This window comes from Streptomyces sp. NBC_01232 (assembly GCF_035989885.1).
Classification (GTDB): Bacteria; Actinomycetota; Actinomycetes; order Streptomycetales; family Streptomycetaceae; genus Streptomyces.
In genome coordinates this window covers 2,677,593-2,698,106 of sequence record NZ_CP108518.1, presented here as the reverse complement: position 1 = coordinate 2,698,106, position 20,514 = coordinate 2,677,593, and the positions used below count along the sequence as shown (strand labels likewise).

Genomic DNA, 20,514 nt, shown 5'->3' with positions numbered 1-20,514 from the left:
CTGACGAGGGGGAGGGAGTCGGGGGGACATGAAGCACGTAGGACCGGACGGTCCGACGCATGTGGGGCCGTTCAAGGTGGCCGGTGTGCTCGGGCAGGGTGGGATGGGGCGGGTCCTGCTGTGCGCGGGGCCCGACGGGCGGCTCGTGGCCGTCAAGCAGGTGCTCACGCACTACGCCGACGACGCCGGCTTCCGGGCCCGTTTCCGTCGTGAGGTCGTGGCCTCGCGCAAGGTCTCCGGTGCCTACACGGCGGCCGTGATGGACGCCGACCCGGACGCGCCGACGCCGTGGCTGGCCTCGGTGTTCGTGGCCGGGCCCTCGCTGGGCGCCGTGGTCAAGGCGGACGGGGTGCTGTCCGAGGCCGTCGTCCACCGGCTCGCGGCGGGTCTGGCGTCGGCGCTCGCGGAGATCCACCGGGCGGGGCTCATCCACCGCGACCTCAAGCCCGACAACGTGCTCCTCGCCGAGGACGGCGTACGCGTCATCGACCTCGGCATCGCGCGGGCGACGGAGGACGAGTCCGAGGGTGAGACCGGGCTGACGCGCACCGGGTGGGTGATCGGTTCGCCCGCGTTCATGTCGCCCGAGCAGGCCGAGAGCAAGCCGCTGACCCCGGCGAGCGATGTGTTCTCGCTCGGTTCGATGCTGGTCATGGCGTTCACCGGCAGCAGCCCCTTCGCGGGTGCCTCGACCCTGCAGACGCTCTACGACGTGGTGCACTCGACGCCCGATCTGAGTGCCGTACCCGCCGGGCTGCGCGGGATCGTGGAGCAGTGCCTGGCCAAGGATCCGGCCGCCCGGCCGACCCCGGCGCAGCTGCTCGAACTGCTGGGACCGGTCGCTCCGGCCGGGCTGCAGTGGCCGCCCGCCGTGTACCGGATGCTCGCCGCGCAGCGGGCGGACATCGACGGGCTGCTCTCCGGGGGGACGGCGACCGCCGTGGCCCCGCCCGAACAGCTCCCCGAACTGCTTCCCGAGCCCGAGCCCGAGCCCGAGCCCGAGCTGGAAGCCGAGCCTGCTCCCGAGCCCGGGCCCGGGCCTGCTGCCGAGCCCGCTCCCGCCCCGGCCCCCGAGCCCGTGCGGGACGAGGCGGCGCAGGCCGGGCCGTCCGTCGTTCCTGCCCGGCCGGACACCCCGCCGACCGAGCCGTCGGCCACGCCGCCGCGCCCCGCCCCGGGGCTGCGGTCGCGGACCGTGGCCCTGGTGGCCGCCGGGGTGCTCGTGGCGACGGGCGTCGGAGTGGGGGCGTACGCCCTGGACCGGGCGGGGGGCACCGGTCCCGCCGCCTACCCCGACGTACCGGCCTGCCGGGAAGCCACCAGGAACCTCCAGCTGGCGGGGCGGGAATCGAAGGAGGACTTCCACAGCACGACCGCAAATCAGGCGCACACGATGTGCTCCTGGTACGAGGCCGGGTCCACCCGGCGGAGCGCGCTGGTCCGGTGGGACGTCAAGCGGGGCGGTGACGACGCCGCCAACGCGCGGCTCCAGCAGGTCGGCTTCGCCGCGGACGCGGACGGCGGGAGGCGGGCGAACAACCTCGGTTTCGGTGACGGGGCGTACTGGGAATCCTCCAACGCCGAATGGACCTGCGCGTTCTCCGTGCGGCAGGGCAATCTGGTCGTCTGGGTCGGCCTCCACCGTCCCGGGGGGTGCGAGGACAAGGCCAAGTCGGTCGCCAAGGCCGCGCTGGCGGCCGTGCCCGCCGACGCCGGCTGAATCCCTCCTACCGCTTCTCGTCCTGCCGTCGCACCATCTCGCCGATCCAGAGGGGCGCGAAGGGAGACGTGCAGTTCGGGGGAGTCGGGTAGTCCTTGAGGACCTCCAGGCGCTCGCCGATGGCGATCGCGCGGGCGCGGTGCTCGGGGTGCTCGATGCCGATCTGCGCGAGGCAGTGGTTCATCGCCCACTGCAGGCGGTCCGGGGCGTCCTTCATCCGCGCCTCGATGAGATCGAGCAGTCCCGGGAGGTCGAGACCGTCGGGCTTCTTCGCCACCCGCTCGGTCGTCAGGGCCCAGCCGGCGCTCGCGACGACCGGATCCGGATCCGCGAACCAGGCGAGGCGCAGTTCCTCGCCGTGCGGGTTCTTCTTCACCACGTAGTTCACGAGCCAGTCGTGGACCTTGGGGGTGCGGGACTCGCGGAGCATGGTGTCCAGCTCGTCGCGCTCGAAGGCCTTCGGGCGGCAGATCAGCAGTGCCAGGAGCCGGGCCGCGGTGTCGTCCGTCCGCCAGAGCCCGCGCGCGAGGTCCTGCTGCGTCTTGAGGCGCTTCGCGATCGCGCGCAGCTTGCCGAGGTTCACGCCGTGGTCGTCGCCGTGCTTCTCGTTCACAGCCCGCATCTTCGGGTCCTCGAGCCCGGCCAGTTCGGCCATGACCTGCGCCACCGTCGTCTCGGTCATCACGGGCTCCTGTCCGTCGCGGATGAAATCCACCCTACGGCGGGCGGTGGGCGAGGACCGGCGGTCCGCCCCGGCCTACTCACGCCCGTCCGGGTAGCTGTACTCAGGCGGAGCACACCGTCCGCCGCCTAGCGTGCGGACCATGAGTTCCACGCAGACCGATCCGTTCGAAGACGAGGCCCTCCCGCAGGTGACGGGCACCTGGTCACTCGTGCTGGGGAGCGTGGCCGTCGCGTCCACCGGCTGTCCGCTGCTTCCGGAGTCCGTTCCGAACCTGCTGCGCTTCCTCCCGCTCTACCTGGTCCTGCCGCTGGGGGTCTGGGCGGTCGTCTCGGGAGGCATCGCCCTGCGGCGCGTGCGCGGCGACGAGGGCGCCAGCCGCACCCGGGCGCGGGCCGGGATCACCCTCGGGACGGTGGCCGTCGTGACGGTGACGGGCGCCCTCGTCTGGGCGGTCTGGGCGCTGCGCAACATCTGAGAGCGCCGGCGGGCAAGGCCCGTGGCGGTGGGCGGGTCACCGGCCGGGGCCCCCGACCTGCGGTCTCGGCCGCCGAACGAAGAACGCGTCCATCCGACCGGTCATCTGACCTTCCGTCAGATTGGAACGTGTTCTAGTCTGCCGCGCATGGGCATCGGAATCACGCAGGAGCAGCGCGAGTTGGCCGAGGCGGTGCGCGGCTGGGTCGCGCGGGCCGCGCCTCCAGAAGAGATCCGCAAACTGCTCGACACCCCGCCGCAGACCGGGGCGCGGCCCGCCTACTGGGACGCCATGACCGCGCAGGGCCTGCTGGACCCGCACCTGGACGGCGGGACCCTGCTCGACCTGGCCGTCGTCGTCGAGCAGGCGGCCCGGGCCGCGCTGCCCGGGGCGTACCTGCCGAGCGCGCTGGCCTCCGTACTGCTGGACCGGGCCGGGGCCGAGCCGCTCGAAGGCCGGGTCGGCGCGGTCGCGCTCGGGCCCGGGACCCTGACCGCCGTCGCCGCCCCGGGCGGCGGGTACCTGCTCGACGGGCTCGCGCCGCCCGTGCTCGGCGCCGGCGAGGCCGACCTGGTGCTGCTCGCCGCCGAGGCCGCGCACGGCACCCGGTGGTTCGCGGTGGACGCGGCCGCGCTGGACATCCGTACGCACGAGAGCGCCGACCCGACCCGCCCCACCGCCGAGGTCCGGGCGCGGGGGGTCGCCACCGGCCCGGACCGGCTGCTGGAACTGGACGCGGCCCTGGTGCGCGACCTGGCCTGCACGCTGTTCGCCGCCGACGCCTGCGGCACCGCCGCCTGGGCCCTGCACACCGCCGCCGAGTACGCGAAGGTGCGCGAGCAGTTCGGCCGGCCCATCGGGCAGTTCCAGGGCGTGAAGCACCTGTGCGCCGACATGCTGGTCCGCCTCGAGCAGGCCCGGGCGCTGGCCTGGGACGCCGCACAGGCCATGGACGAGCCCGCCGAGGTGCGCTCGCTGGTGGCGGCCCTCGCCGCCGGCACCGCCCTGGACGCCGCCTACACCTGCGCCAAGGACTGCATCCAGATCCTCGGCGGGATCGGCTTCACCTGGGAGCACGACGCCCACATCTACCTGCGGCGGGCCCTGGTCGCCCGCCAGCTGCTGGGGCCCGGCGACGGACACCGCGTACGGGCCGTGCGGCTCGCGGCCGCCGGGGCGCGCCGGGAGCTGAAGCTGGAACTGCCCGCGCAGGCCGAGACGTACCGTGCGAAGGCCCGTACCGCCATCGGGGAAGCGCGCGGGCTCGGCCCGGCCGCAGCCCGCCGGATCCTGGCCCCCACCGGCTACGCCGCCCCGTACCTGCCGGCCCCGTACGGGCTCGGCGCGGGACCGGTCGAGCAGCTCGTCGTCCAGCAGGAGCTCGCCGCTGCCGGGGTCAAGCTCGCCGACCTCGGGATCGCCACCTGGGTGGTGCCCTCACTGCTCGCCTACGGGACGCAGGCGCAGCGGGAGGCCTACCTCCTGCCGACCCTGCGCGGGGACCTCACCTGGTGCCAGCTCTTCTCGGAGCCGGGCGCGGGCTCGGACCTGGCCTCGCTGCGGACCAGGGCGGAGCGGCGGGAGGACGGCTCCTGGAAGGTCAACGGGCAGAAGGTGTGGACGAGTTCCGCGCACAGCGCCGACCTCGGGATCCTGCTGGCCCGCACCGACCCGGACGCGCCCAAGCACAAGGGGCTCGGCTACTTCGTCGTCGACATGAAGAACACCCCCGGCATCGACGTCCGGCCGCTGAAGGAGATCACCGGCGAGGCCCTCTTCAACGAGGTGTACTTCGACGACGTGGAGCTCCCGGCGGACGCGCTGGTCGGCGCCGCGGACGGCGGCTGGAAGGTGGCCCGCAACACCCTCGGCAACGAACGCGTCCACATGGCCGACCAGATGACCTTCGACACCGGCCTGGAGGCGCTGCTGGCGCGCGCCGCCGGTCTCGACGGCACGTACAGGGCGCGGATCGGAGCGCTGGCCGCCGAGGCCCACGCCCTGGCCTGCATCGGGCTGCGCACCACGCTCCAGCAGGTGTCGGGGCTGGAGCCGGGCGCGGGCGCCTCCGTGCGCAAGCTCGTCCAGACCCCGCACCAGCAGCGGACCGCCGAGCTCGCGCTCGAACTGCTGGGGCCGGCGGGCGCGGTGCGGGAAGGAGCGGGGGAGCGGGCGGTGCACGGGATGCTCATGTCCCGCTGCCTGACCATCGCCGGGGGCACCACACAGGTCCAGCTCAATGTCGTCGCCGAGCGGATTCTCGGCCTCCCGAGGGACTGAAGGGACACCAGGGGCATGAAGTCGTACATCGTGGGCGTCGGCATGACGAAGTTCGAGAAGCCGGAGTCGCGGGACTGGCAGTACTGGGACATGGCGAAGGAGGCCGGATCGGCGGCGCTCGCCGACGCGGGTGTGGACTACGGGCTCGTCGAGCAGGTCCCGGTGGGCTACTGCTTCCAGGCCTCGACCGCGGGCCAGCGGGCGGCGTACGAGCTGGGGCTCAGCGGGGTGCCGGTCTACAACGTCAACAACAACTGTGCGACGGGCTCGACCGCCCTGATGATGGCGCGGCAGTTCGTGCAGGGCGGGATCAGCGACTGCGTGCTGGCGCTCGGCTTCGAGAAGATGAAGCGCGGCGCACTGGGCGGCGGCTCGGACGGCGGCGATTTCAAGACGTCACCGGTGGCCCGGCACTACGGGATCATGGCCGCGGGCCACGGCTTCGAGATGTCCCCGCCCACGGCGCAGATCTTCGGCAACGCGGCGCGGGAGCACATGGAGCGGTACGGAACCACGGCCGCGCAGCTCGCGGCGGTCGGCGCGAAGAACCACCGGCACTCGGTGAACAACCCGAACGCGCAGTTCCAGGACGCGTACACGGTGGAGGAGATCCTGGCGGCGAAGGAGATCCACGCGCCGCTGACGAAGCTCCAGTGCTCGCCGACCTCGGACGGCGCGGCGGCGGCGCTGGTGGTGTCGGAGCGCTTCGTGGTGCGGCACGGGCTGCACGACAAGGCGGTGGAGATCGTCGGCCAGGCGATGACGACGGACACGGAGGCTTCCTTCGCCTCGGGCTCGTGCATCGACGTGGTGGGCAAGCCGATGACGGCGGCCGCGGCGCGGCAGGCGTACGAGACCTCGGGGCTCGGCATCGAGGACGTGGACGTGGTGGAGCTGCACGACTGCTTCTCGGTCAACGAGCTGCTGACGTACGAGGCGCTGGGCATGTGCGAGGACGGCGCCGCCGGGAAGCTGGTGGAGTCGGGCGCGACCACGTACGGCGGGCGGTGGGTGGTGAACCCCTCCGGCGGGCTGATCTCGAAGGGGCATCCGCTGGGAGCGACGGGCCTGGCGCAGGCGGCGGAGCTGGTCTGGCAGCTGCGGGGCGAGGCCGGGCCGCGGCAGGTCCCGGGCGCGCGGGTCGGGCTGGCGCACAACATCGGCCTGGGCGGCGCCGCGGTGGTGACGCTGCTGCGGCGGGGCCAGCGCTGAACGCGCTTTCGGCCGTGGGGGCGGAGCGCCAGGCTCCGCCCCCGTGAGCGACATACGTGAGGCGTCCTTCAGCGCCACCGGCAGCGTGACCAGGGACGAGTACGACGAGGCCGCCAAGGCGGCGGGGACGGCTCGTAGCGCCCCGGCCCCGCCCGCCCCGGTCAGAGCTTCTGGATGTCCTTGTGCACCACGTCGGAGCCGGGGTGGTCGGCATACAGGCGCACCTTGAGCGGGTGGCCGACCGGTGCCTTGATGATGATGTCCGGGTTCTCCCCCATGCCGCCTCCGTTGCAGGAGGGCTCGGTGGTCAGGTTCGTCCAGCCGTTGAAGTTGTGCGGGTCGTTCCACGACACCCAGGCGCAGTCGCGCTCGCCGCTGGTGATCTGCACGGAGATGATCCTGACCGAGTTCGCCGCGCCGTCGACGCGCTCGTAGATCACCGTCCCCATGTTGTGGTGGAGGCCCTTGCCGGCGTCCAGGTCGACCTGGAGGACCGGGCCGGCCGGGGCGTCGGCAGTAGCCGGGGCCGCGCCTCCGGCGAGGGTCGCGAGCACGAGCGCGGCGGTGGCGGACAGGGCGGATAAGCGCATGGTTCCGTCTCCACGAAGCTAGGTTGAAGGGAGTCCCATCCTGGTCCCCGTACGTGGACGCGCGCTGCTGCGGAATCCGTCAATCAGTGGCCGGGACCGCGCAGTTGCGCTCATATCGGGGCACCCGCCTGCGCCTCGCCGGGCGCTGCCCGGACCCGCACCTCACACACCGGCGGGGCTGGAGCCGGTCGGCTTCAGTTCGCAGCGGCCGTCCGTGCACTCGCGGCGCAGGCGGCCCCGGGAAAGGGTCTGCGCCAGGCCGATCGCCCAGCACATCGGGCAGCCGCGCAGTGCCAGTACGCCGACCGGGGCGAGCAGCAGCGTGAGCGGCCCGTAGAGCGGGAGGAGGGCGAAGGCCCCGATCAGCGAGCCGAATCCGATCGCGCCGCGGACCAGGTGGCGGGGCACGGAGGAGCTCGCGAAGTCGGGGCCGTCAGTGGTCTTCATCGTTGCCTCCGGGGGCGTTGCGCAAGGTGTCCTGAAGGGTCGTCCGGGCCCGGTGCAGCCGTGACTTCATCGCGGCGGTACCGATGCCGAGCGCGTCGGCGGCCATCCGCCCGCTGTAGCCCTGGATGTCCCGCATGATGAGCACGCGCCGCTGGTCGGCGGGCAGGGCGGCGACGGCCCGCGCCACGCGGGCCGCCTCCAGACGCTGCAGCACCTCCTCCTCGGCCGACATCACGGCGGTGTCCGGCAGCGGAGCGCGCTCGCGCGGCATCAGCCGGGCCCGGCGCAGGCACTCGTTGCGGACGATGCGGAACATCCAGGAGGCCAGGGCGCCGGACGCGCGCAGCATCCCGATCTTCCGGTAGAGGATGATCAGCGCCTCCTGGGCCGCGTCCTCGGCGTCCTCGGGCGAGGCGCACAGCGAGTACGCGAACCTGCGGACGTTCGGGTGCGAGCCGGAGACCAGCGCGGTGATCGAATCGAGGTCCCCGCCCTGCGCGGCGACGATCAGCGCCTCGGCGGGCCAGGCCGACGACTCAGCCACGGGAGCGGGCCCGTCGGCGCACCACGAGGACGGTGCACGTGCAGAGCAGCAGAACGGCCACGGTACCGGCAACAACAGCGATCATGACAACCTCCGGGTCAGGTGCCGACCTTGGCGTCGGCACATGCATAAGAGGCGCGGGTGCCACGAAAGGATTCACCGGGATTCATGGGATTCACGGGAACCATGGGATTCACGGGAACCATGGGATTCACCCGGGTCCCCGGGATCCTCCGGAGGCACCAGGATGCACCACGGCTCATCCCAGGGCCGGGTCCACCACCGTTTCGCCCATCGACGCACGGCGGACGCAGTCCGCCAGATCCTCGACCGGGCCGTCCCGCAGCACCAGCCCCGCCGCTCCCGCGGCCAGGGCGGCCTCCGCCAGGCCCGGGTGCGCCGAGCCCGTGAGGACCAGCACCCTGCACTGGGGATCGTCGGCCAGCAGCGCGGTCACGGCCGCGAGCTCCTCCACCAGGGCCACCGCGGGCCGGGCCATCGGGTCCTGTACGACCTCGATGTCCGGCTGGAGGCCGAGCTGGAGCGCCAGGGCCGGATTCGGCGGCTCCAGCAGGACCCGCAGGGCACGGACATCACGGTGATCAACAGGCATTTCGTCCACGCGGGCAGGCTATTGCCCCGCCTCCCGGCGGGCACGCAACACGCTCCGCAGACAACCGATCTGACGTGAAGTCAAGAGTCTTCCCAAGTGCGGGGGCGTGCGTTATACATTCCCTCACCGGTCGGGCCTAGAACGCGTTCTAGAACCGGCCCCCGCAGACGACCTCGGTGCGGCCGACGGTGCGGACGGTCGCACCGAGGTCTTCCAGAGCACTTCCACAGCTCTTCCGACGGCTCTTCCACGGCCCCGGTTCTCCAATGACAGGGAGCAGCATCCCCATGCCGATCGATGCCGCCAAGGCCCTCGCCGCCGACCCCCGCCAGGGGGACATCGGCTGGGACCACAAGGACATCCAGCTCTACCACCTCGGCCTCGGCGCGGGCCTGCCGGCCACCGACCCGGACGAGCTGCGCTACACCCTCGAATCCAAGCTGCACGTCCTCCCCAGCTTCGCGACCGTGGCCGGTGCCGGCATGGCCATGATGGGCGGCCTCGCCGCCCCCGGGATCGACATCAACCTCGCGAACGTCCTGCACGGCGGCCAGTCCATCGAGCTGCACCGGCCCATCCCCGTCAAGGGCAGTGCCACCTCGACCGCCAGGGTCGCGGCCCTCTACGACAAGGGCAAGGCCGCCGTCGTCGTCCTGCGCACCGAGGTGGCCGACGCCGACGGACCGCTGTGGACGAGCGACGCGCAGATCTTCGTACGGGGCGAGGGCGGGTTCGGCGGCGAGCGCGGCCCCTCCGTCCGGGAGGAACTGCCCGAGCGCGCCCCGGACCGCATCGAGGAGCGGCACATCCGCGAGGACCAGGCGCTCCTCTACCGCCTCTCCGGCGACTGGAACCCGCTGCACGCCGACCCCGAGTTCGCCAAGACGGCCGGCTTCGACCAGCCGATCCTGCACGGGCTGTGCTCGTACGGGATGACCCTCAAGGCCGTCGTCGACACGGTCCTCCAGGGGGACGTCTCGCGGGTCCGCGCCTACCGCACGCGCTTCGCCGGGATCGTCTTCCCCGGCGAGACGCTGCGCATCCGGATGTGGCAGGAGCCGGGCCGGGTGCTGGTGTCGGTGACCGCCGTCGAACGGGACGACGCGCCGGTCCTCGCCGACACCGTCGTCGAACACGCGTAAGCAGGCCCACGCGAACAGAGCACCGGGCACGAGCACGCGAACCGAGAACGAGCAGCGAGAACGAGCAGCGAGAACGAGCACAGACCGTACGAGACCAAGGAGCCGCACCGTGCGCGCAGCACTGCAGAGCGAGATCGGCCAGGACAAGCTCGAGGTCGTCGACGACATGGAGGCCGTGGGCCTCGGCCCCGGCAAGGTGAAGGTCCGGATCAGGGCCACCGGCCTGTGCCACTCGGACCTCTCCGCGATGAGCGGGGTCCTGCCGCAGCCCGCCCCCTTCGTCCCGGGCCACGAGGGCTCCGGAGTGATCTCCGACGTCGGTGACGGGGTCACCACCCTCAAGCAGGGCGACCGCGTCCTCGTCTGCTGGCTGCCGCCCTGCGGCAGCTGTCCGTCCTGCAGGCGCGGCCAGGGCCACCTGTGCCTGGCGAGCCTGGTCAACGCGGGCACCCCCAACTTCCGGCGCGCGGGCGGCGACATCTTCGGCTTCGCCGCGACCGGCACCTTCGCCGAGGAGCTCGTGGTCGACGCCGCGTGCGCCGTCCCGATCCCCGACGACGTGCCCTTCGACATCGCCGCGCTCATCGGGTGCGGTGTCACCACCGGTCTGGGCGCCGCCATCAACACCGCCAAGGTGGAGGCCGGATCCTCGGTCGCCGTCATCGGCTGCGGCGGCGTCGGCATATCCGTCATCCAGGGCGCCAAGGTCCAGGGCGCCGCCCAGGTCATCGCCGTCGACCCGGTGGAGTCGCGGCGCGAGGCGGCCCTGCGGTTCGGGGCCACCGAAGCTGTGGGGCCGGAGGCCTTCGACGACGCCAAGAACCGGATCACCGGCGGCGAGGGCTTCGACTACGTCTTCGAGGTCGTCGGCAAGTCCGCGACCGCGCAGACCGCGTACAAGATGACCCGCCGCGGCGGCAGCGTGGTGATCGTCGGGGCCGGTGCGCTGGACGACAACTTCCAGATCGACATGTTCTCGCTGTTCTTCGACGAGAAGAAGATCCTGCCGTCGATGTACGGCGGCGGGGACGTGCTGCGCTCCTACGAGCGCACCATCGCCCTGTGGCGGGCCGGCCGGGTGGACCTGGCGAGCCTGATCACGCACCGGGTGCAGCTCGCCGAGATCAACGACGCGCTCGACCAGATGCGTACGGGCGTGGCCCTGCGCACCTGCATCGAACTCTGACCGCTGACCGCCGGCTGCGGATCGCTGACCGCTCTGAGAACTGCGAGAGGAACGCTACGGATGTCACTCCCACTTGAGGGGCTCTCCGCCATCGTCACGGGCGCGGGCCGCGGCCTCGGCCGGGCCGAGGCGGTCGAGCTCGCGCGGCTCGGCGCGAGCGTGGTCGTCAACGACTTCGGCCAGCCGGGCCGCGACGGCTCCGGGGAGGCCTCGGCCGCCCCGGCGGAAGAGGTCGCCGCGGAGATCCGCGCCGCGGGCGGCCGGGCGGTGGCGCACCTGGGCGACGTGGCCGACTTCGAGCAGGCGCGGGAGCTCGTGGAGCTGGCGGTGTCCAGCTTCGGGAAGCTGGACATCCTGGTCAACAACGCGGGCATCCTGCGCGACCGGATGGTCTTCTCGATGTCCGAGGAGGAGTGGGACTCGGTGATCCGGGTCCACCTCAAGGGCCACTTCAACACCACCCACTTCGCGTCCGTGCACTGGCGCGAGCGGTCCAAGGCGGCGGGCGGCCCGGTCTACGGCCGGATCGTCAACACCTCCTCCGAGGCCTTCCTCGGCGGCTCGGCCGGCCAGCCGAACTACGCGGCGGCCAAGGGCGGCATCGTGGGCCTGACCACCTCGACGGCGCTCGCGCTCGCGAAGTACGGGGTGACGGCCAACGCCATCTGCCCGCGGGCCCGTACCCGGATGACCGAGGACGTCTTCGCCGGCTTCGAGGTCCCGGAGGAGGGCAAGCTGGACGCCCTCGCCCCCGAGCACGTCTCCCCGCTCGTCGGCTACCTGGCCTCGCCCGCCTCCGCCGGGGCCAACGGCCAGCTGTTCGTCGTGCACGGCGGCATCGTGGTCGTGATGGAGCGCCCGAAGGTGGCCGCCAAGTTCGACACGGCCAAGGAGTCCTTCTCCTTCGAGGAGCTCGACGAGCTGCTCACCCCGCACTACGCCTCCCGCCCGGCGAACGAGACCTTCGCCGCGACGGAGGTCCTGAGCCTCAAGCACGCATAGCGGGCAACCTCCGCCCCGTCCTGCCGCCCCCCGCCCTAACGTCCCGCCAGTGGTGCCTGCTGGAGGGGGACCGGGCGGGGGGCGGTCGGCGCGGGCGGGTCCAGGACCACCGGCGGGGGAGGGGCGACCGGCAGGTTCAGGCCGGCGATCCCGCAGGACACCTCGGGCGTCGCGTACGGCAGGTGCAGTCGGCCCTGCGGGCTCCACAGGCCGGTGCCGCCGAGCCAGCCCGCCGGGGCGCCGACCCGCAAGACGTGCCGGTCCGCGGGACGCCACAGCCCGATGCCGCCCTCGGGCAGCCGCAGCGCCACCCCGCACGTCTCCGGCATCAGGGCCTGGCCCGGCTGGACCGCGAAGGGGTGCGCGGCCCCCAGGCGGGCGAGGCACTCCGGGAACCGGACGGGCAGGGAGCTGCCCGACACCCCCCAGCCCAGGCGTGATTCGCCCGGCGCGTCGGAGCGGATCAGCAGCAGCCCGCTGTCCGGGTCGGCCAGCAGCAGCCGGTCGTCGCTGTCCTCGGTGATCTGCAGCAGCGGGGAGACATCGCCGGGCCCGAGGTCCACGGCGACGGCCTTGGTGATCCCTTCCAGCTCGCGGTCCAGGGCCAGCAGCCGGCCCGCCCGGTCCAGCCAGACGCCGCCCGAGCACCGCCCGGGGATCCGGGCGACGGGCTGCGGCCCGAAGGGGGTACCGGCCACCTGCCAGACCGTGGTCACGGTGTCCTCCGCGGCCAGGGCGAAGGCCGCGGACCCGTCCGGGGAGGGCGGGAGCAGGCGCAGCCGTACGCCCTCCCGCACGTCCACCGCGCCCAGCTGGAGCTCCCCGGTGCTCGGCCCGGCCTCGGCGCCCGTCGGGTACAGCAGAGCGAAGGCGTGCCGGTCGGCGACCCGCCGGTGGATCAGGACCCGCCCGTCGGCCAGCGGCAGCACTTCGCTGTCCGCCTCCTCGGGCTGCGCGAGCGGCAGCGGTACCGCGTACGCCTCGGGCCCGGCCAGGGTCCAGCGCTCCACGTAGAGCGACTCGCCCTCCCCGGCCAGCCGGGCGGCGTACGACCCGTCCGCGGCGATGGTGAACGCGGCCGTGGTCGTCATTTCGATGGCACAGACAGTCATCCGTGGTCACCTCCGGGGGGGAAGGTAGTTTTCGGGCATCGCGGCGAACAACACCACCAACACCGCTTCACACATACGGGTGTCCGCACGGCGATTCGTGCGTGGTGGACGAGGCGATTGTGCTGTGCGATATCGGGGCGTTTGGGGTGCGGCGATGTCAGCCGTGCCTCACCGGCCGCCGCGATCGGCTCCGCGCGGGCCGCGGAGGTGCCGGACGGGACTCCGTACCGGACGGAACTCGGCGCTTGGAGCCCGGGGTGACCGCCGCCGACGAGGTCCGCGCCGAGGCTCGCGACGATGTCCGCGACGAGGTTCCTCACGACCCGCGCGGCTTCCCGGTCTGGCAGCGGGGGACGGGGCCGGACGGGGCTGACCGGGACGGTCGCCCCGGACGGTAGCCTTGGCCCGTGCCCCGTCTCTCTGAAGTCATCGCCGCGCTGGACGCTCTCTGGCCCCCCTCGCGGGCCGAGCAGTGGGATGCCGTCGGCACCGTCTGCGGCGACCCCGACGCCGAGGTCACCCGGGTCCTGTTCGCCGTGGACCCCGTCCAGGAGATCGCCGACGAAGCGGTGAAGCTGGGCGCCGACCTGATCATCACCCACCACCCCCTCTACCTGCGGGGCACCACCACCGTCGAGGCCGGCACCTTCAAGGGCCGCGTCGTGCACACGCTGATCAAGAACGACATCGCGCTGCACGTCGCCCACACCAATGCCGACACCGCCGACCCCGGAGTCTCCGACGCCCTCGCCGGCGCCCTGGACCTGCGCATCATCGGCCCGCTGGTGCCCGACCCGACCGATCGGGAAGGCCGCCGTGGCCTCGGCCGGATCTGCGAACTGGACCACCCCGAGACCCTGCGCGAGTTCGCCGCGCGGGCCGCGGCCTGGCTGCCGCCGACCGCCCAGGGCATCCGCGTGGCCGGCGACCCGGACATGCCGGTCCGTCGCGTCGCCGTCAGCGGCGGCTCCGGCGACAGCCTCTTCGAGCAGGTCCGCGCCGCAGGCGTGGACGTCTTCCTGACCGCCGATCTGCGCCACCACCCGGCGTCCGAGGCCCGGGAGACGAGCCGCCCGCTGGCGCTCGTCGACGCCGCCCACTGGGCCACCGAGTGGCCCTGGTGCGAGCAGGCGGCCGCGCAGCTCGACGCCATCTCCGAGCGCCACGGCTGGGGTCTGCGGACCCACGTGTCGCACACGGTCACCGATCCGTGGACGGCCCACGCGCCGTCCGTCACACCCCCTTCTATCTCTGGAGCCCCCAACTGAACGCCGAGCCCGCCGACCAGATCCGACTTCTCGACGTCCAGGCCCTGGACGTCCGGCTGTCTCAGCTCGCCCACAAGCGCAAGTCGCTGCCCGAGCACGCCGAGCTCGACTCGCTCACCAAGGACCTGGCGCAGCAGCGCGACCTGCTCGTCGCCGCCCAGACCCAGGCGAGCGACACCGCGCGCGAGCAGACCAAGGCGGAGCAGGACGTGGACCAGGTGCGCCAGCGCGCCGTCCGCGACCAGCAGCGGCTCGACTCGGGCGTGGGCATCTCGGCCCGGGACCTGGCGAACCTGCAGAGCGAGGTCGTCTCCCTCGCCAAGCGCCAGGGCGACCTGGAGGACGTGGTCCTGGAGGTCATGGAGCGTCTGGAGGGTGCGCAGGAGCGCGTCACCGGGCTCACCGAGCGCGTCTCCGCCCTGGAGGCCAAGGCCGCGGACGCCACCGCGCGCCGTGACGCCGCCACCACCGAGATCGACGCCGAGGCCGCGAAGGTCACCAAGGACCGCGAGGTCATCGTCGCGTCCATGCCGGCCGACCTGATGGCGCTGTACGAGAAGATCCGCGTCAAGCAGGGCGGGGTCGGCGCCGCGCGCCTCTACCAGCGCCGCTGCGAGGGCTGCCGGCTGGAGCTGGACATGGCCGAGGTCAACGAGATCAAGGCCGCGGCCCGCGACCAGGTCGTCCGCCACGAGAACTGCGGCCGCATCCTGGTCCGTACGGCCGACTCGGGCATCTGATGCAGAGGCCCGTCCGGTTTGTCGTGGAGGCGGACGGCGGGTCCCGGGGCAACCCCGGGCCCGCCGGCTACGGCGCCGTGGTGCTCGACCCGGTGACGGGCGAGACGCTGGCCGAGCGTGCCGAGTACATCGGCGTCGCGACGAACAACGTGGCGGAGTACAAGGGCCTGATCGCCGGGCTCGCGGCGGCACGTGACCTCGCCTCCGACGCGCAGGTCCTGGTCCGGATGGACTCGAAGCTGGTCGTCGAGCAGATGTCGGGCCGCTGGAAGATCAAGCACCCGGACATGAAGCCGCTCGCGGCCGAGGCCGCGCGGATCCTGCCGCGCGCCCAGGTGACGTACGAGTGGATCCCGCGCGAGCAGAACAAGCACGCGGACCGGCTCGCGAACGAGGCGATGGACGCGGGCAAGCGCGGCAGGCAGTGGGAGCCCTCGGCGTCCACGGCCGCCCTCGACCACGGCGCCGCGCGTGCCCTGGCCACCCCGCCGGCTCCGGTGGGTCCGCCGGGGGACGCGGCGAAGGGCGCCGCGGCCGTGCGTGCGGCCCTGGTCACCGCCTCCGCGGGCGCGGCCAAGGGCATGGCGGCCCAGGAGCTGAACGACACGCTGTTCGCCGACGCCGAGGCCCTGACGGAGGCGATCGAGCCCTGCCTCGACGCCGACGCCCCGGCGGTCGCCGCCGGCAGCCACGGCTGGGGCCCGGACATGGGCGCGCCCGCCACCTTCGTGCTGCTGCGGCACGGCGAGACCGCCCTCACCCCGCAGAAGCGCTTCTCCGGCAGCGGCGGCACCGACCCCGAACTGTCCCCGGCCGGCCACCGCCAGGCCGCCGCCGTGGCCGAGGCGCTGGCCGCCCGCGGCACCGTCCAGACGGTCATCAGCTCCCCGCTGCGCCGCTGCCGCGAGACCGCCCAGGCCGTTGCGGACCGCCTCGGCCTCACCGTGACGGTCGAAGAGGGGCTGCGCGAGGTGGACTTCGGGGCGTGGGAGGGCATGACCTTCGCCGAGGTCCAGGAGCGCTTCCCGGACGACCTCCAGGCCTGGCTGGACTCCCCGAAGGCGGCGCCCACGGGCGGCGGCGAGAGCTTCATGGCCGCCACCCGCCGGATCTCGGCCACCCGGGACCGGCTGCTGTCCGCGCACGCGGGCCGCACGGTCCTGCTGGTCACCCACGTGACCCCGGTCAAGATCCTGGTCCGCCTGGCCCTGGGCGCCCCGCCGGAGGCCCTGTTCCGCATGGAACTCTCGGCGGCCTCCCTCTCGGCGGTTGCCTACTACGCGGACGGCAACGCCTCGGTCCGTCTCCTGAACGACACGTCCCACCTGCGGTAGACCCCGCCGGGGAAGGCCCTCGCCGACGGCGGTCCGCCGGCGGGGGCGGCTCGTCACCGCGTCGGCGCCCGCGTCGGCGTCCGTGTACGCGTCCGTTCCCGTGTGCCGGTCAGGGCGCGGCCTTGAAGGGGCCGAGGGCGTTCATGGCCCGGTCGAGGTGGCGGACCATGGTCTTCGCGTCGGCCCGGGCGGACTGGACGGCATCGGCCGCCTGCCGTGCGTACGGGCGGTGCGCCTCCCCGTCCGGCGGGACCCAGTCGCCCTTGTCCCGCCGCCGCACGTGGGTCTCCAACTGGTCCAGCGCGTCCTCGAGATGGCGGGCGAGTTCGCGCAGGCTCCCGGTCACGGCAGCGATCTCGGCGGGGCTCGCATAGGCGGTGCGGTGATCGGTGGTGGCTTCGGCGAGTTCGCGTATGTGCGCGGCAGCCGCGGCCGCGCGGGCAGGGTGCTCGGTCATGTGGCCGAGAGTGCCGCATCGGCCGGACCGCCGATAGGCGTGTGCACCGACTGCCGGGAGCGGGGCGGCCGCCGGAATCCTCGGCGGCGCCCCGAACGGGAGTGGAGAAGGCAGACGAGCCGGCCTGTACGCCGGGTTCTGTCGCCCGGAGACCTCGCGGTCGCCGGGGAGACGGCCATCCATCTAGGACCGGTGTTGCCACCGGCCTCGTGCGGTCTACCCGCGAACTCGGGCGGGCAGCCCTCGAGCGTTCGCGCAGACCCGTCCGGGGACGGATCCTCTTGACCTTGCTCCGGGTGGGGTTTACCTAGCCGCCTGAGTCACCTCAGGCGCTGGTGGTCTCTTACACCACCGTTTCACCCTTACCGGGGGCCGGAGCCCCTGGCGGTCTGTTTTCTGTGGCACTGTCCCGCGGGTCACCCCGGGTGGCCGTTAGCCACCACCCTGCCCTGTGGAGCCCGGACGTTCCTCGGCGGGATCCGAGGATCCCGACGCGGCCGCCCGGCCGACTCGTCTGCCGTGGCGACCATGTTACCCGGGGCGACGACCTGGCTTGACCTTGACGCAGCGGCAGGGTTTCTACTGGGGGCATGCGGATCGGAGAGATCGCCGCGGTCGTCGGGGTCACCACCCGGGCGATCCGGCACTACCACCATGTCGGGCTGCTCCCGGAACCGGAGCGGCGCCCCAACGGCTACCGGGCCTACAGCGTCCGCGACGCCGTCCTGCTCGCCCGCGTACGCCGGCTCACCGAGCTCGGCCTCAGCCTCGACGAGGTCCGGGACGTCCTCGCGGACGACGCCGGACGCGAACTGGCCGACGTCCTCACGGAACTCGACGCCGACCTGGCCCGGCAGGAGGCCGAGATCCAGGAACGCCGCCGCCGGCTCGCGGTGCTGCTCGCCGCGGGTCCGGGGGAGGCCGAGCCGCTCTCGCCCGCGCTCGCCGAGCTGCTGGCGATGGCGCCCAGGACCGACTCCCCGGCCGCCGCCAAGGACCGCGAACACCTGATCCTCCTCGACGCCGCGGGCGCCGGAGGCCAGGAGATCTATGCCGCGCTCGGCCCCCTCGCCGCCGATCCCGCCGTGCTCGCGCTGTACGAGCGGCTCGACGACCTCGCCGACGCACCCGTGGACGACCCGCGGATCACGCCCCTCGTGGCGGAGCTGGTGGCGGCCGTCCCCGACGAGGTGTTCGCCTCGATCCCCACCGGCGGGCCGGTCGTGACCGGGTTCAAGGAGGCGCTGCTCGCCGAGTACGCGCCCGCGCAGGCGGAAGTCGTCCGCGGCGTCATGGAGGCGTTCATCGAGAGGGGGCGGGGATGACCCGCATACGGGCCGCACGGATCGCCGTCACCGCCGTCGTTCCGGCCGAGCTCGCGCTCGTGGTGTGCCTGGCGGCCGGGGTGCGCCTGCCCGGCTGGGCGCTCGCCGCCACCGAGGCGGTCCTCGTCGGCGCACTGCTGCTGGAGGCCTGGGTGCTGTACGGCCTCTACGCCGCCGAGCGGGCCCGCGGCGCCGGCACCGGCCGGCGGGCCGCCGCACGGGCGGCCGTCCGGGCCGTCGTCCCGGTGCAGGTGCGGCGGCTGCTGCTGCACGAGCTGCGCGCCACCGCCTCCCTCGGCCGGTGGGCGGTCCGCCGGAAGCACGGGGTGCGCCCCGGGGACCTCGCCGCCGCGTACACCGGCCCGCAGACGGCCATGATGTACGGGATGGTCTTCGTCTCGGTGATCGAGACCGTCGCCCTGGCCGTGCTCATCCCCTGGCCGGTCGTGCACCGGGTGGTGCTCGTGCTCGACGTGTACGGAATCCTGCTCGTCCTCGCCCTGCACGCCGCCTGTGTCACCCGGCCGCACGTCGTCGGACCCGACGGGTCCCTGCGGATCCGCTACGGGGCCCTCTTCGACCTGGCCGTGCCGGCGGACGCGGTGGCCTCCGTACGGGTGGACCGCCGCTATCCCGAGGGCCGGCTGGTCACCCTGTCCGAGGACGGGGTGCTCGACCTCATTGTCGGCAGCCAGACCTCCGTCACCGTGGAGCTGAACCGGACCCTCCCCTTCACCCGGCCGCTCGGCGCCACCGGCGAGGCCCGGACCGTCCGCTTCCACGCCGACGACCCGCGCGCGCTGGTCACCGCCCTGCGCCGGCAGCCCGCCGGCTCCTAGACGGCCGCGAAGAGGATCTTCGCGGTGCCCGGGTCGGCCTCCGTCAGGCGGACCCGGATCCGGTCGCCCAGCGGCAGGGCCCGGGAGGCGGACCGGACGCGGCCGACCACCGCCGGGTCCTCCAGGTGGACCGTACCCACCAGCGGCTCCCGGTCCTTGACGTCGATGACCGTGGCCTCGAAGGACTCGCCGACCCGGTCCTTCAGCACGGCGGCCTCGACCAGGTCCACGGACTCGCGTTCCACCGTGTTGGCCAGCCGCGTGCCCGCCGCCATCTCCTCCGGGAGCGCGGGGAGGGCCGCCCCCACCCAGTCGGGCGGCTCGGTCCCGGCCGCGGCCGCCACGCACAGCTCGCCGCAGTAGCGGTCGACGAGCCGGCGCAGCGGCGCGGTGCAGTGCGTGTACGGGGCCGCCACCGCGGAATGGATCGCCGGGTCGGGGCTCTCGCCGCCGGTGAAGGCCGTGTAGCCGGCGCCGCGCAGCAGGGCCGTGCACTCCTGGAGGAAGGCGGCGTGGGCGGGGCGGTGCGGGTCGAGGGAGCGCACGAGCTCGGCGTACGGGACGTGGTGCGGCCAGTCGATCCGCAGGGCCCTGGCCGTCCGCCGGAGCCTGCCGACCGCGCCGTCGGGGGCGCTGGGCAGGGTGCGCAGGACCCCCGTGCCCGTGGCCAGCATCAGATCGGCCGCGGCCATGCCGGTCATCAGCGAGATCTGCGCGTTCCAGCCGTCGGCGGGGAGCGGGGCGCGGTAGGCCAGGGAGTACGTGCCGTCGCGCTCGACGACCTCCTGCTCGGGCACGTTGAGGGAGATGCCGCCGCGCTCCTGCTCCAGGGCCTCGCGGAGCAGACCGATGTCCTTCAACAGGGCGAGCGGCTCCTCCGCCGTGGCGGTGTCGATGGCCTTCTGGACGCCGTCGTAGTCGAGCCGGGCCCGGCTGCGGACCAGCGCGCGGCGCACGTCGACGGTCTCGACCCGGGCGTCCGGATCCAGGTCGAAGCGCCACACCAGTGCCGGGCGGACCTGGTCGGGCAGCAGGCTGGCGGCGCCCTCCGAGAGGACGGCCGGGTGCAGCGGGACCCTCCCGTCGGGGAAGTAGAGGGTGGTCACGCGGCGGTGGGCCTCGGCGTCGAGCGGGCCGCCGGGCGTGACGAAGGCGGCGACGTCGGCGATGGCGTAGTGGACGCGGTAGCCGCCGCCGGAACGCCTCGCCAGGTGCATGGCCTGGTCGAGGTCGACGGAGGAGGGCGGGTCGATCGTGAAGAAGGGGATGTCCGTGCTGTCCAGGTCCGGGAGGCGGGGGTGCGCCGCCGCGTGCTCGGCCTCGGCGAGGACCGCCGGCGCGAAGGCCTCCGGCACGTCCAGCTTCGTCCGCAGTTCACGCAGCGCGGCCCGCAGAGCAGTCCCGTCTGCGCCGGTCATGTGCATCTGACGGCGTGGCATGCGTCGAGCGTAGGTGCGGCGGGCTCGGACGGCGCGGCGGGCGGGGGCGGCGGACGTCTACCCTGGCTCGGGGGCCGCACCCCCTGCGACGTCGTACCGAAGGA

Annotated in this window: 20 protein-coding genes and 1 other RNA gene; 12 read left to right on the top strand and 9 right to left on the bottom strand. The window is 73.5% G+C overall.

The genetic code is table 11. The features are described 5' to 3' along the window. Positions 1–28 precede the first annotated feature (28 nt). Entirely contained in the window at positions 29–1,720 is a 1,692-nt protein-coding gene (locus OG444_RS12625; RefSeq protein ID WP_327262265.1) for a serine/threonine-protein kinase, read from the top strand. Between the two features lie 7 nt (positions 1,721–1,727). Here OG444_RS12625 and OG444_RS12620 read toward each other — a convergent pair whose 3' ends face one another. Continuing rightward, positions 1,728–2,402 carry a DNA alkylation repair protein gene (locus tag OG444_RS12620; protein WP_327262264.1) on the bottom strand — a complete coding sequence of 225 codons (675 nt, stop codon included), beginning with the start codon at positions 2,400–2,402 and terminating at the stop codon, positions 1,728–1,730. A gap of 142 nt (positions 2,403–2,544) precedes the next feature. On the opposite strand from OG444_RS12620, the gene OG444_RS12615 reads away from it, so the two are divergent. From OG444_RS12615 to OG444_RS12605, 3 genes are all read left to right on the top strand, one after another. Next, on the top strand, positions 2,545–2,880 hold the full coding sequence (locus tag OG444_RS12615) for a hypothetical protein (protein ID WP_327262263.1): 336 nt from the start codon (positions 2,545–2,547) through the stop codon (positions 2,878–2,880). Between the two features lie 147 nt (positions 2,881–3,027). Then, a complete protein-coding gene (locus OG444_RS12610) occupies positions 3,028–5,160 on the top strand; it encodes an acyl-CoA dehydrogenase (protein ID WP_327262262.1) in 2,133 nt (710 codons plus the stop codon). A gap of 15 nt (positions 5,161–5,175) precedes the next feature. After that, complete coding sequence (locus OG444_RS12605; RefSeq protein ID WP_327262261.1) at positions 5,176–6,372, top strand: lipid-transfer protein; 1,197 nt, start codon at positions 5,176–5,178, stop codon at positions 6,370–6,372. Positions 6,373–6,533: 161 nt separating this feature from the next. Here OG444_RS12605 and OG444_RS12600 read toward each other — a convergent pair whose 3' ends face one another. The 4 genes from OG444_RS12600 to OG444_RS12585 form a co-directional block, all read right to left on the bottom strand. Continuing rightward, positions 6,534–6,962, bottom strand: coding sequence for a hypothetical protein (locus OG444_RS12600; RefSeq protein WP_327262260.1), 429 nt, complete (start codon positions 6,960–6,962; stop codon positions 6,534–6,536). Positions 6,963–7,124: 162 nt separating this feature from the next. After that, positions 7,125–7,409, bottom strand: coding sequence for a hypothetical protein (locus OG444_RS12595; RefSeq protein ID WP_327262259.1), 285 nt, complete (start codon positions 7,407–7,409; stop codon positions 7,125–7,127). Further along, complete coding sequence (locus OG444_RS12590; protein WP_327262258.1) at positions 7,396–7,953, bottom strand: RNA polymerase sigma factor; 558 nt, start codon at positions 7,951–7,953, stop codon at positions 7,396–7,398. The genes OG444_RS12595 and OG444_RS12590 overlap by 14 nt, the downstream gene beginning before the upstream one ends. A 259-nt stretch (positions 7,954–8,212) precedes the next feature. Further along, the gene (locus OG444_RS12585; RefSeq protein ID WP_327266757.1) at positions 8,213–8,566 is read right to left on the bottom strand and encodes a DNA-binding response regulator; all 354 of its coding nucleotides are present in this window, start codon (positions 8,564–8,566) and stop codon (positions 8,213–8,215) included. 287 nt (positions 8,567–8,853) lie between these two features. On the opposite strand from OG444_RS12585, the gene OG444_RS12580 reads away from it, so the two are divergent. From OG444_RS12580 to OG444_RS12570, 3 genes are all read left to right on the top strand, one after another. After that, positions 8,854–9,708 carry a MaoC/PaaZ C-terminal domain-containing protein gene (locus OG444_RS12580; RefSeq protein WP_327262257.1) on the top strand — a complete coding sequence of 285 codons (855 nt, stop codon included), beginning with the start codon at positions 8,854–8,856 and terminating at the stop codon, positions 9,706–9,708. A 109-nt stretch (positions 9,709–9,817) separates the two neighbouring features. Next, on the top strand, positions 9,818–10,894 hold the full coding sequence (locus OG444_RS12575; RefSeq protein ID WP_327262256.1) for a Zn-dependent alcohol dehydrogenase: 1,077 nt from the start codon (positions 9,818–9,820) through the stop codon (positions 10,892–10,894). Between the two features lie 60 nt (positions 10,895–10,954). Then, entirely contained in the window at positions 10,955–11,896 is a 942-nt protein-coding gene (locus tag OG444_RS12570; protein ID WP_327262255.1) for a 3-oxoacyl-ACP reductase, read from the top strand. 35 nt (positions 11,897–11,931) lie between these two features. On the opposite strand, the gene OG444_RS12565 is transcribed toward OG444_RS12570, so the two are convergent. Continuing rightward, positions 11,932–13,008 (bottom strand): hypothetical protein, encoded by a 1,077-nt coding sequence (locus OG444_RS12565; protein ID WP_327262254.1) that lies wholly within the window; start codon positions 13,006–13,008, stop codon positions 11,932–11,934. Between the two features lie 407 nt (positions 13,009–13,415). Between OG444_RS12565 and OG444_RS12560 the strand changes: the two genes are divergently transcribed. Genes OG444_RS12560 through OG444_RS12550 form a run of 3 tightly spaced genes read left to right on the top strand, consistent with a single transcriptional unit; the run spans position 13,416 to position 16,350 of the window. Beyond that, positions 13,416–14,276 carry a Nif3-like dinuclear metal center hexameric protein gene (locus OG444_RS12560; protein WP_327262253.1) on the top strand — a complete coding sequence of 287 codons (861 nt, stop codon included), beginning with the start codon at positions 13,416–13,418 and terminating at the stop codon, positions 14,274–14,276. After that, a complete protein-coding gene (locus OG444_RS12555) occupies positions 14,273–15,016 on the top strand; it encodes a zinc ribbon domain-containing protein (RefSeq protein ID WP_327266756.1) in 744 nt (247 codons plus the stop codon). The genes OG444_RS12560 and OG444_RS12555 overlap by 4 nt, the downstream gene beginning before the upstream one ends. Further along, positions 15,016–16,350 (top strand): bifunctional RNase H/acid phosphatase, encoded by a 1,335-nt coding sequence (locus OG444_RS12550; RefSeq protein ID WP_327262252.1) that lies wholly within the window; start codon positions 15,016–15,018, stop codon positions 16,348–16,350. Before OG444_RS12555 ends, OG444_RS12550 begins: the two co-directional genes overlap by 1 nt. A gap of 109 nt (positions 16,351–16,459) precedes the next feature. On the opposite strand, the gene OG444_RS12545 is transcribed toward OG444_RS12550, so the two are convergent. Continuing rightward, positions 16,460–16,807, bottom strand: coding sequence for a hypothetical protein (locus tag OG444_RS12545; protein ID WP_327262251.1), 348 nt, complete (start codon positions 16,805–16,807; stop codon positions 16,460–16,462). 111 nt (positions 16,808–16,918) lie between these two features. Further along, an RNA gene (rnpB, locus tag OG444_RS12540) (RNase P RNA component class A) lies at positions 16,919–17,320 on the bottom strand. Between the two features lie 77 nt (positions 17,321–17,397). Here rnpB and OG444_RS12535 point away from each other — a divergent pair. Both OG444_RS12535 and OG444_RS12530 read left to right on the top strand, forming a co-directional pair. After that, complete coding sequence (locus OG444_RS12535) at positions 17,398–18,132, top strand: MerR family transcriptional regulator (protein ID WP_327262250.1); 735 nt, start codon at positions 17,398–17,400, stop codon at positions 18,130–18,132. After that, positions 18,129–18,971: a hypothetical protein gene (locus tag OG444_RS12530; RefSeq protein ID WP_327262249.1), complete on the top strand. Its 843-nt coding sequence runs from the start codon at positions 18,129–18,131 to the stop codon at positions 18,969–18,971. The genes OG444_RS12535 and OG444_RS12530 overlap by 4 nt, the downstream gene beginning before the upstream one ends. On the opposite strand, the gene OG444_RS12525 is transcribed toward OG444_RS12530, so the two are convergent. Beyond that, entirely contained in the window at positions 18,968–20,410 is a 1,443-nt protein-coding gene (locus OG444_RS12525; RefSeq protein ID WP_327262248.1) for an RNB domain-containing ribonuclease, read from the bottom strand. The two genes, OG444_RS12530 and OG444_RS12525, sit on opposite strands and share 4 nt — an antisense overlap. Positions 20,411–20,514: the final 104 nt, after the last annotated feature.

What these genes read in the sequence shown, in the direction of transcription:
- OG444_RS12585 (WP_327266757.1), bottom strand. Translation starts at nt 8,566, where the DNA reads ATGCCTGTTGATCACCGTGATGTCCGTGCCCTGCGGGTCCTGCTGGAG.
- OG444_RS12565 (WP_327262254.1), bottom strand. Translation starts at nt 13,008, where the DNA reads ATGACTGTCTGTGCCATCGAAATGACGACCACGGCCGCGTTCACCATC.
- OG444_RS12525 (WP_327262248.1), bottom strand. Translation starts at nt 20,410, where the DNA reads ATGCCACGCCGTCAGATGCACATGACCGGCGCAGACGGGACTGCTCTG.
- OG444_RS12550 (WP_327262252.1), top strand. Translation starts at nt 15,016, where the DNA reads ATGCAGAGGCCCGTCCGGTTTGTCGTGGAGGCGGACGGCGGGTCCCGG.
- OG444_RS12595 (WP_327262259.1), bottom strand. Translation starts at nt 7,409, where the DNA reads ATGAAGACCACTGACGGCCCCGACTTCGCGAGCTCCTCCGTGCCCCGC.
- OG444_RS12580 (WP_327262257.1), top strand. Translation starts at nt 8,854, where the DNA reads ATGCCGATCGATGCCGCCAAGGCCCTCGCCGCCGACCCCCGCCAGGGG.
- OG444_RS12535 (WP_327262250.1), top strand. Translation starts at nt 17,398, where the DNA reads ATGCGGATCGGAGAGATCGCCGCGGTCGTCGGGGTCACCACCCGGGCG.
- OG444_RS12600 (WP_327262260.1), bottom strand. Translation starts at nt 6,962, where the DNA reads ATGCGCTTATCCGCCCTGTCCGCCACCGCCGCGCTCGTGCTCGCGACC.
- OG444_RS12625 (WP_327262265.1), top strand. Translation starts at nt 29, where the DNA reads ATGAAGCACGTAGGACCGGACGGTCCGACGCATGTGGGGCCGTTCAAG.
- OG444_RS12615 (WP_327262263.1), top strand. Translation starts at nt 2,545, where the DNA reads ATGAGTTCCACGCAGACCGATCCGTTCGAAGACGAGGCCCTCCCGCAG.
- OG444_RS12530 (WP_327262249.1), top strand. Translation starts at nt 18,129, where the DNA reads ATGACCCGCATACGGGCCGCACGGATCGCCGTCACCGCCGTCGTTCCG.
- OG444_RS12610 (WP_327262262.1), top strand. Translation starts at nt 3,028, where the DNA reads ATGGGCATCGGAATCACGCAGGAGCAGCGCGAGTTGGCCGAGGCGGTG.
- OG444_RS12605 (WP_327262261.1), top strand. Translation starts at nt 5,176, where the DNA reads ATGAAGTCGTACATCGTGGGCGTCGGCATGACGAAGTTCGAGAAGCCG.
- OG444_RS12545 (WP_327262251.1), bottom strand. Translation starts at nt 16,807, where the DNA reads ATGACCGAGCACCCTGCCCGCGCGGCCGCGGCTGCCGCGCACATACGC.
- OG444_RS12620 (WP_327262264.1), bottom strand. Translation starts at nt 2,402, where the DNA reads ATGACCGAGACGACGGTGGCGCAGGTCATGGCCGAACTGGCCGGGCTC.
- OG444_RS12570 (WP_327262255.1), top strand. Translation starts at nt 10,955, where the DNA reads ATGTCACTCCCACTTGAGGGGCTCTCCGCCATCGTCACGGGCGCGGGC.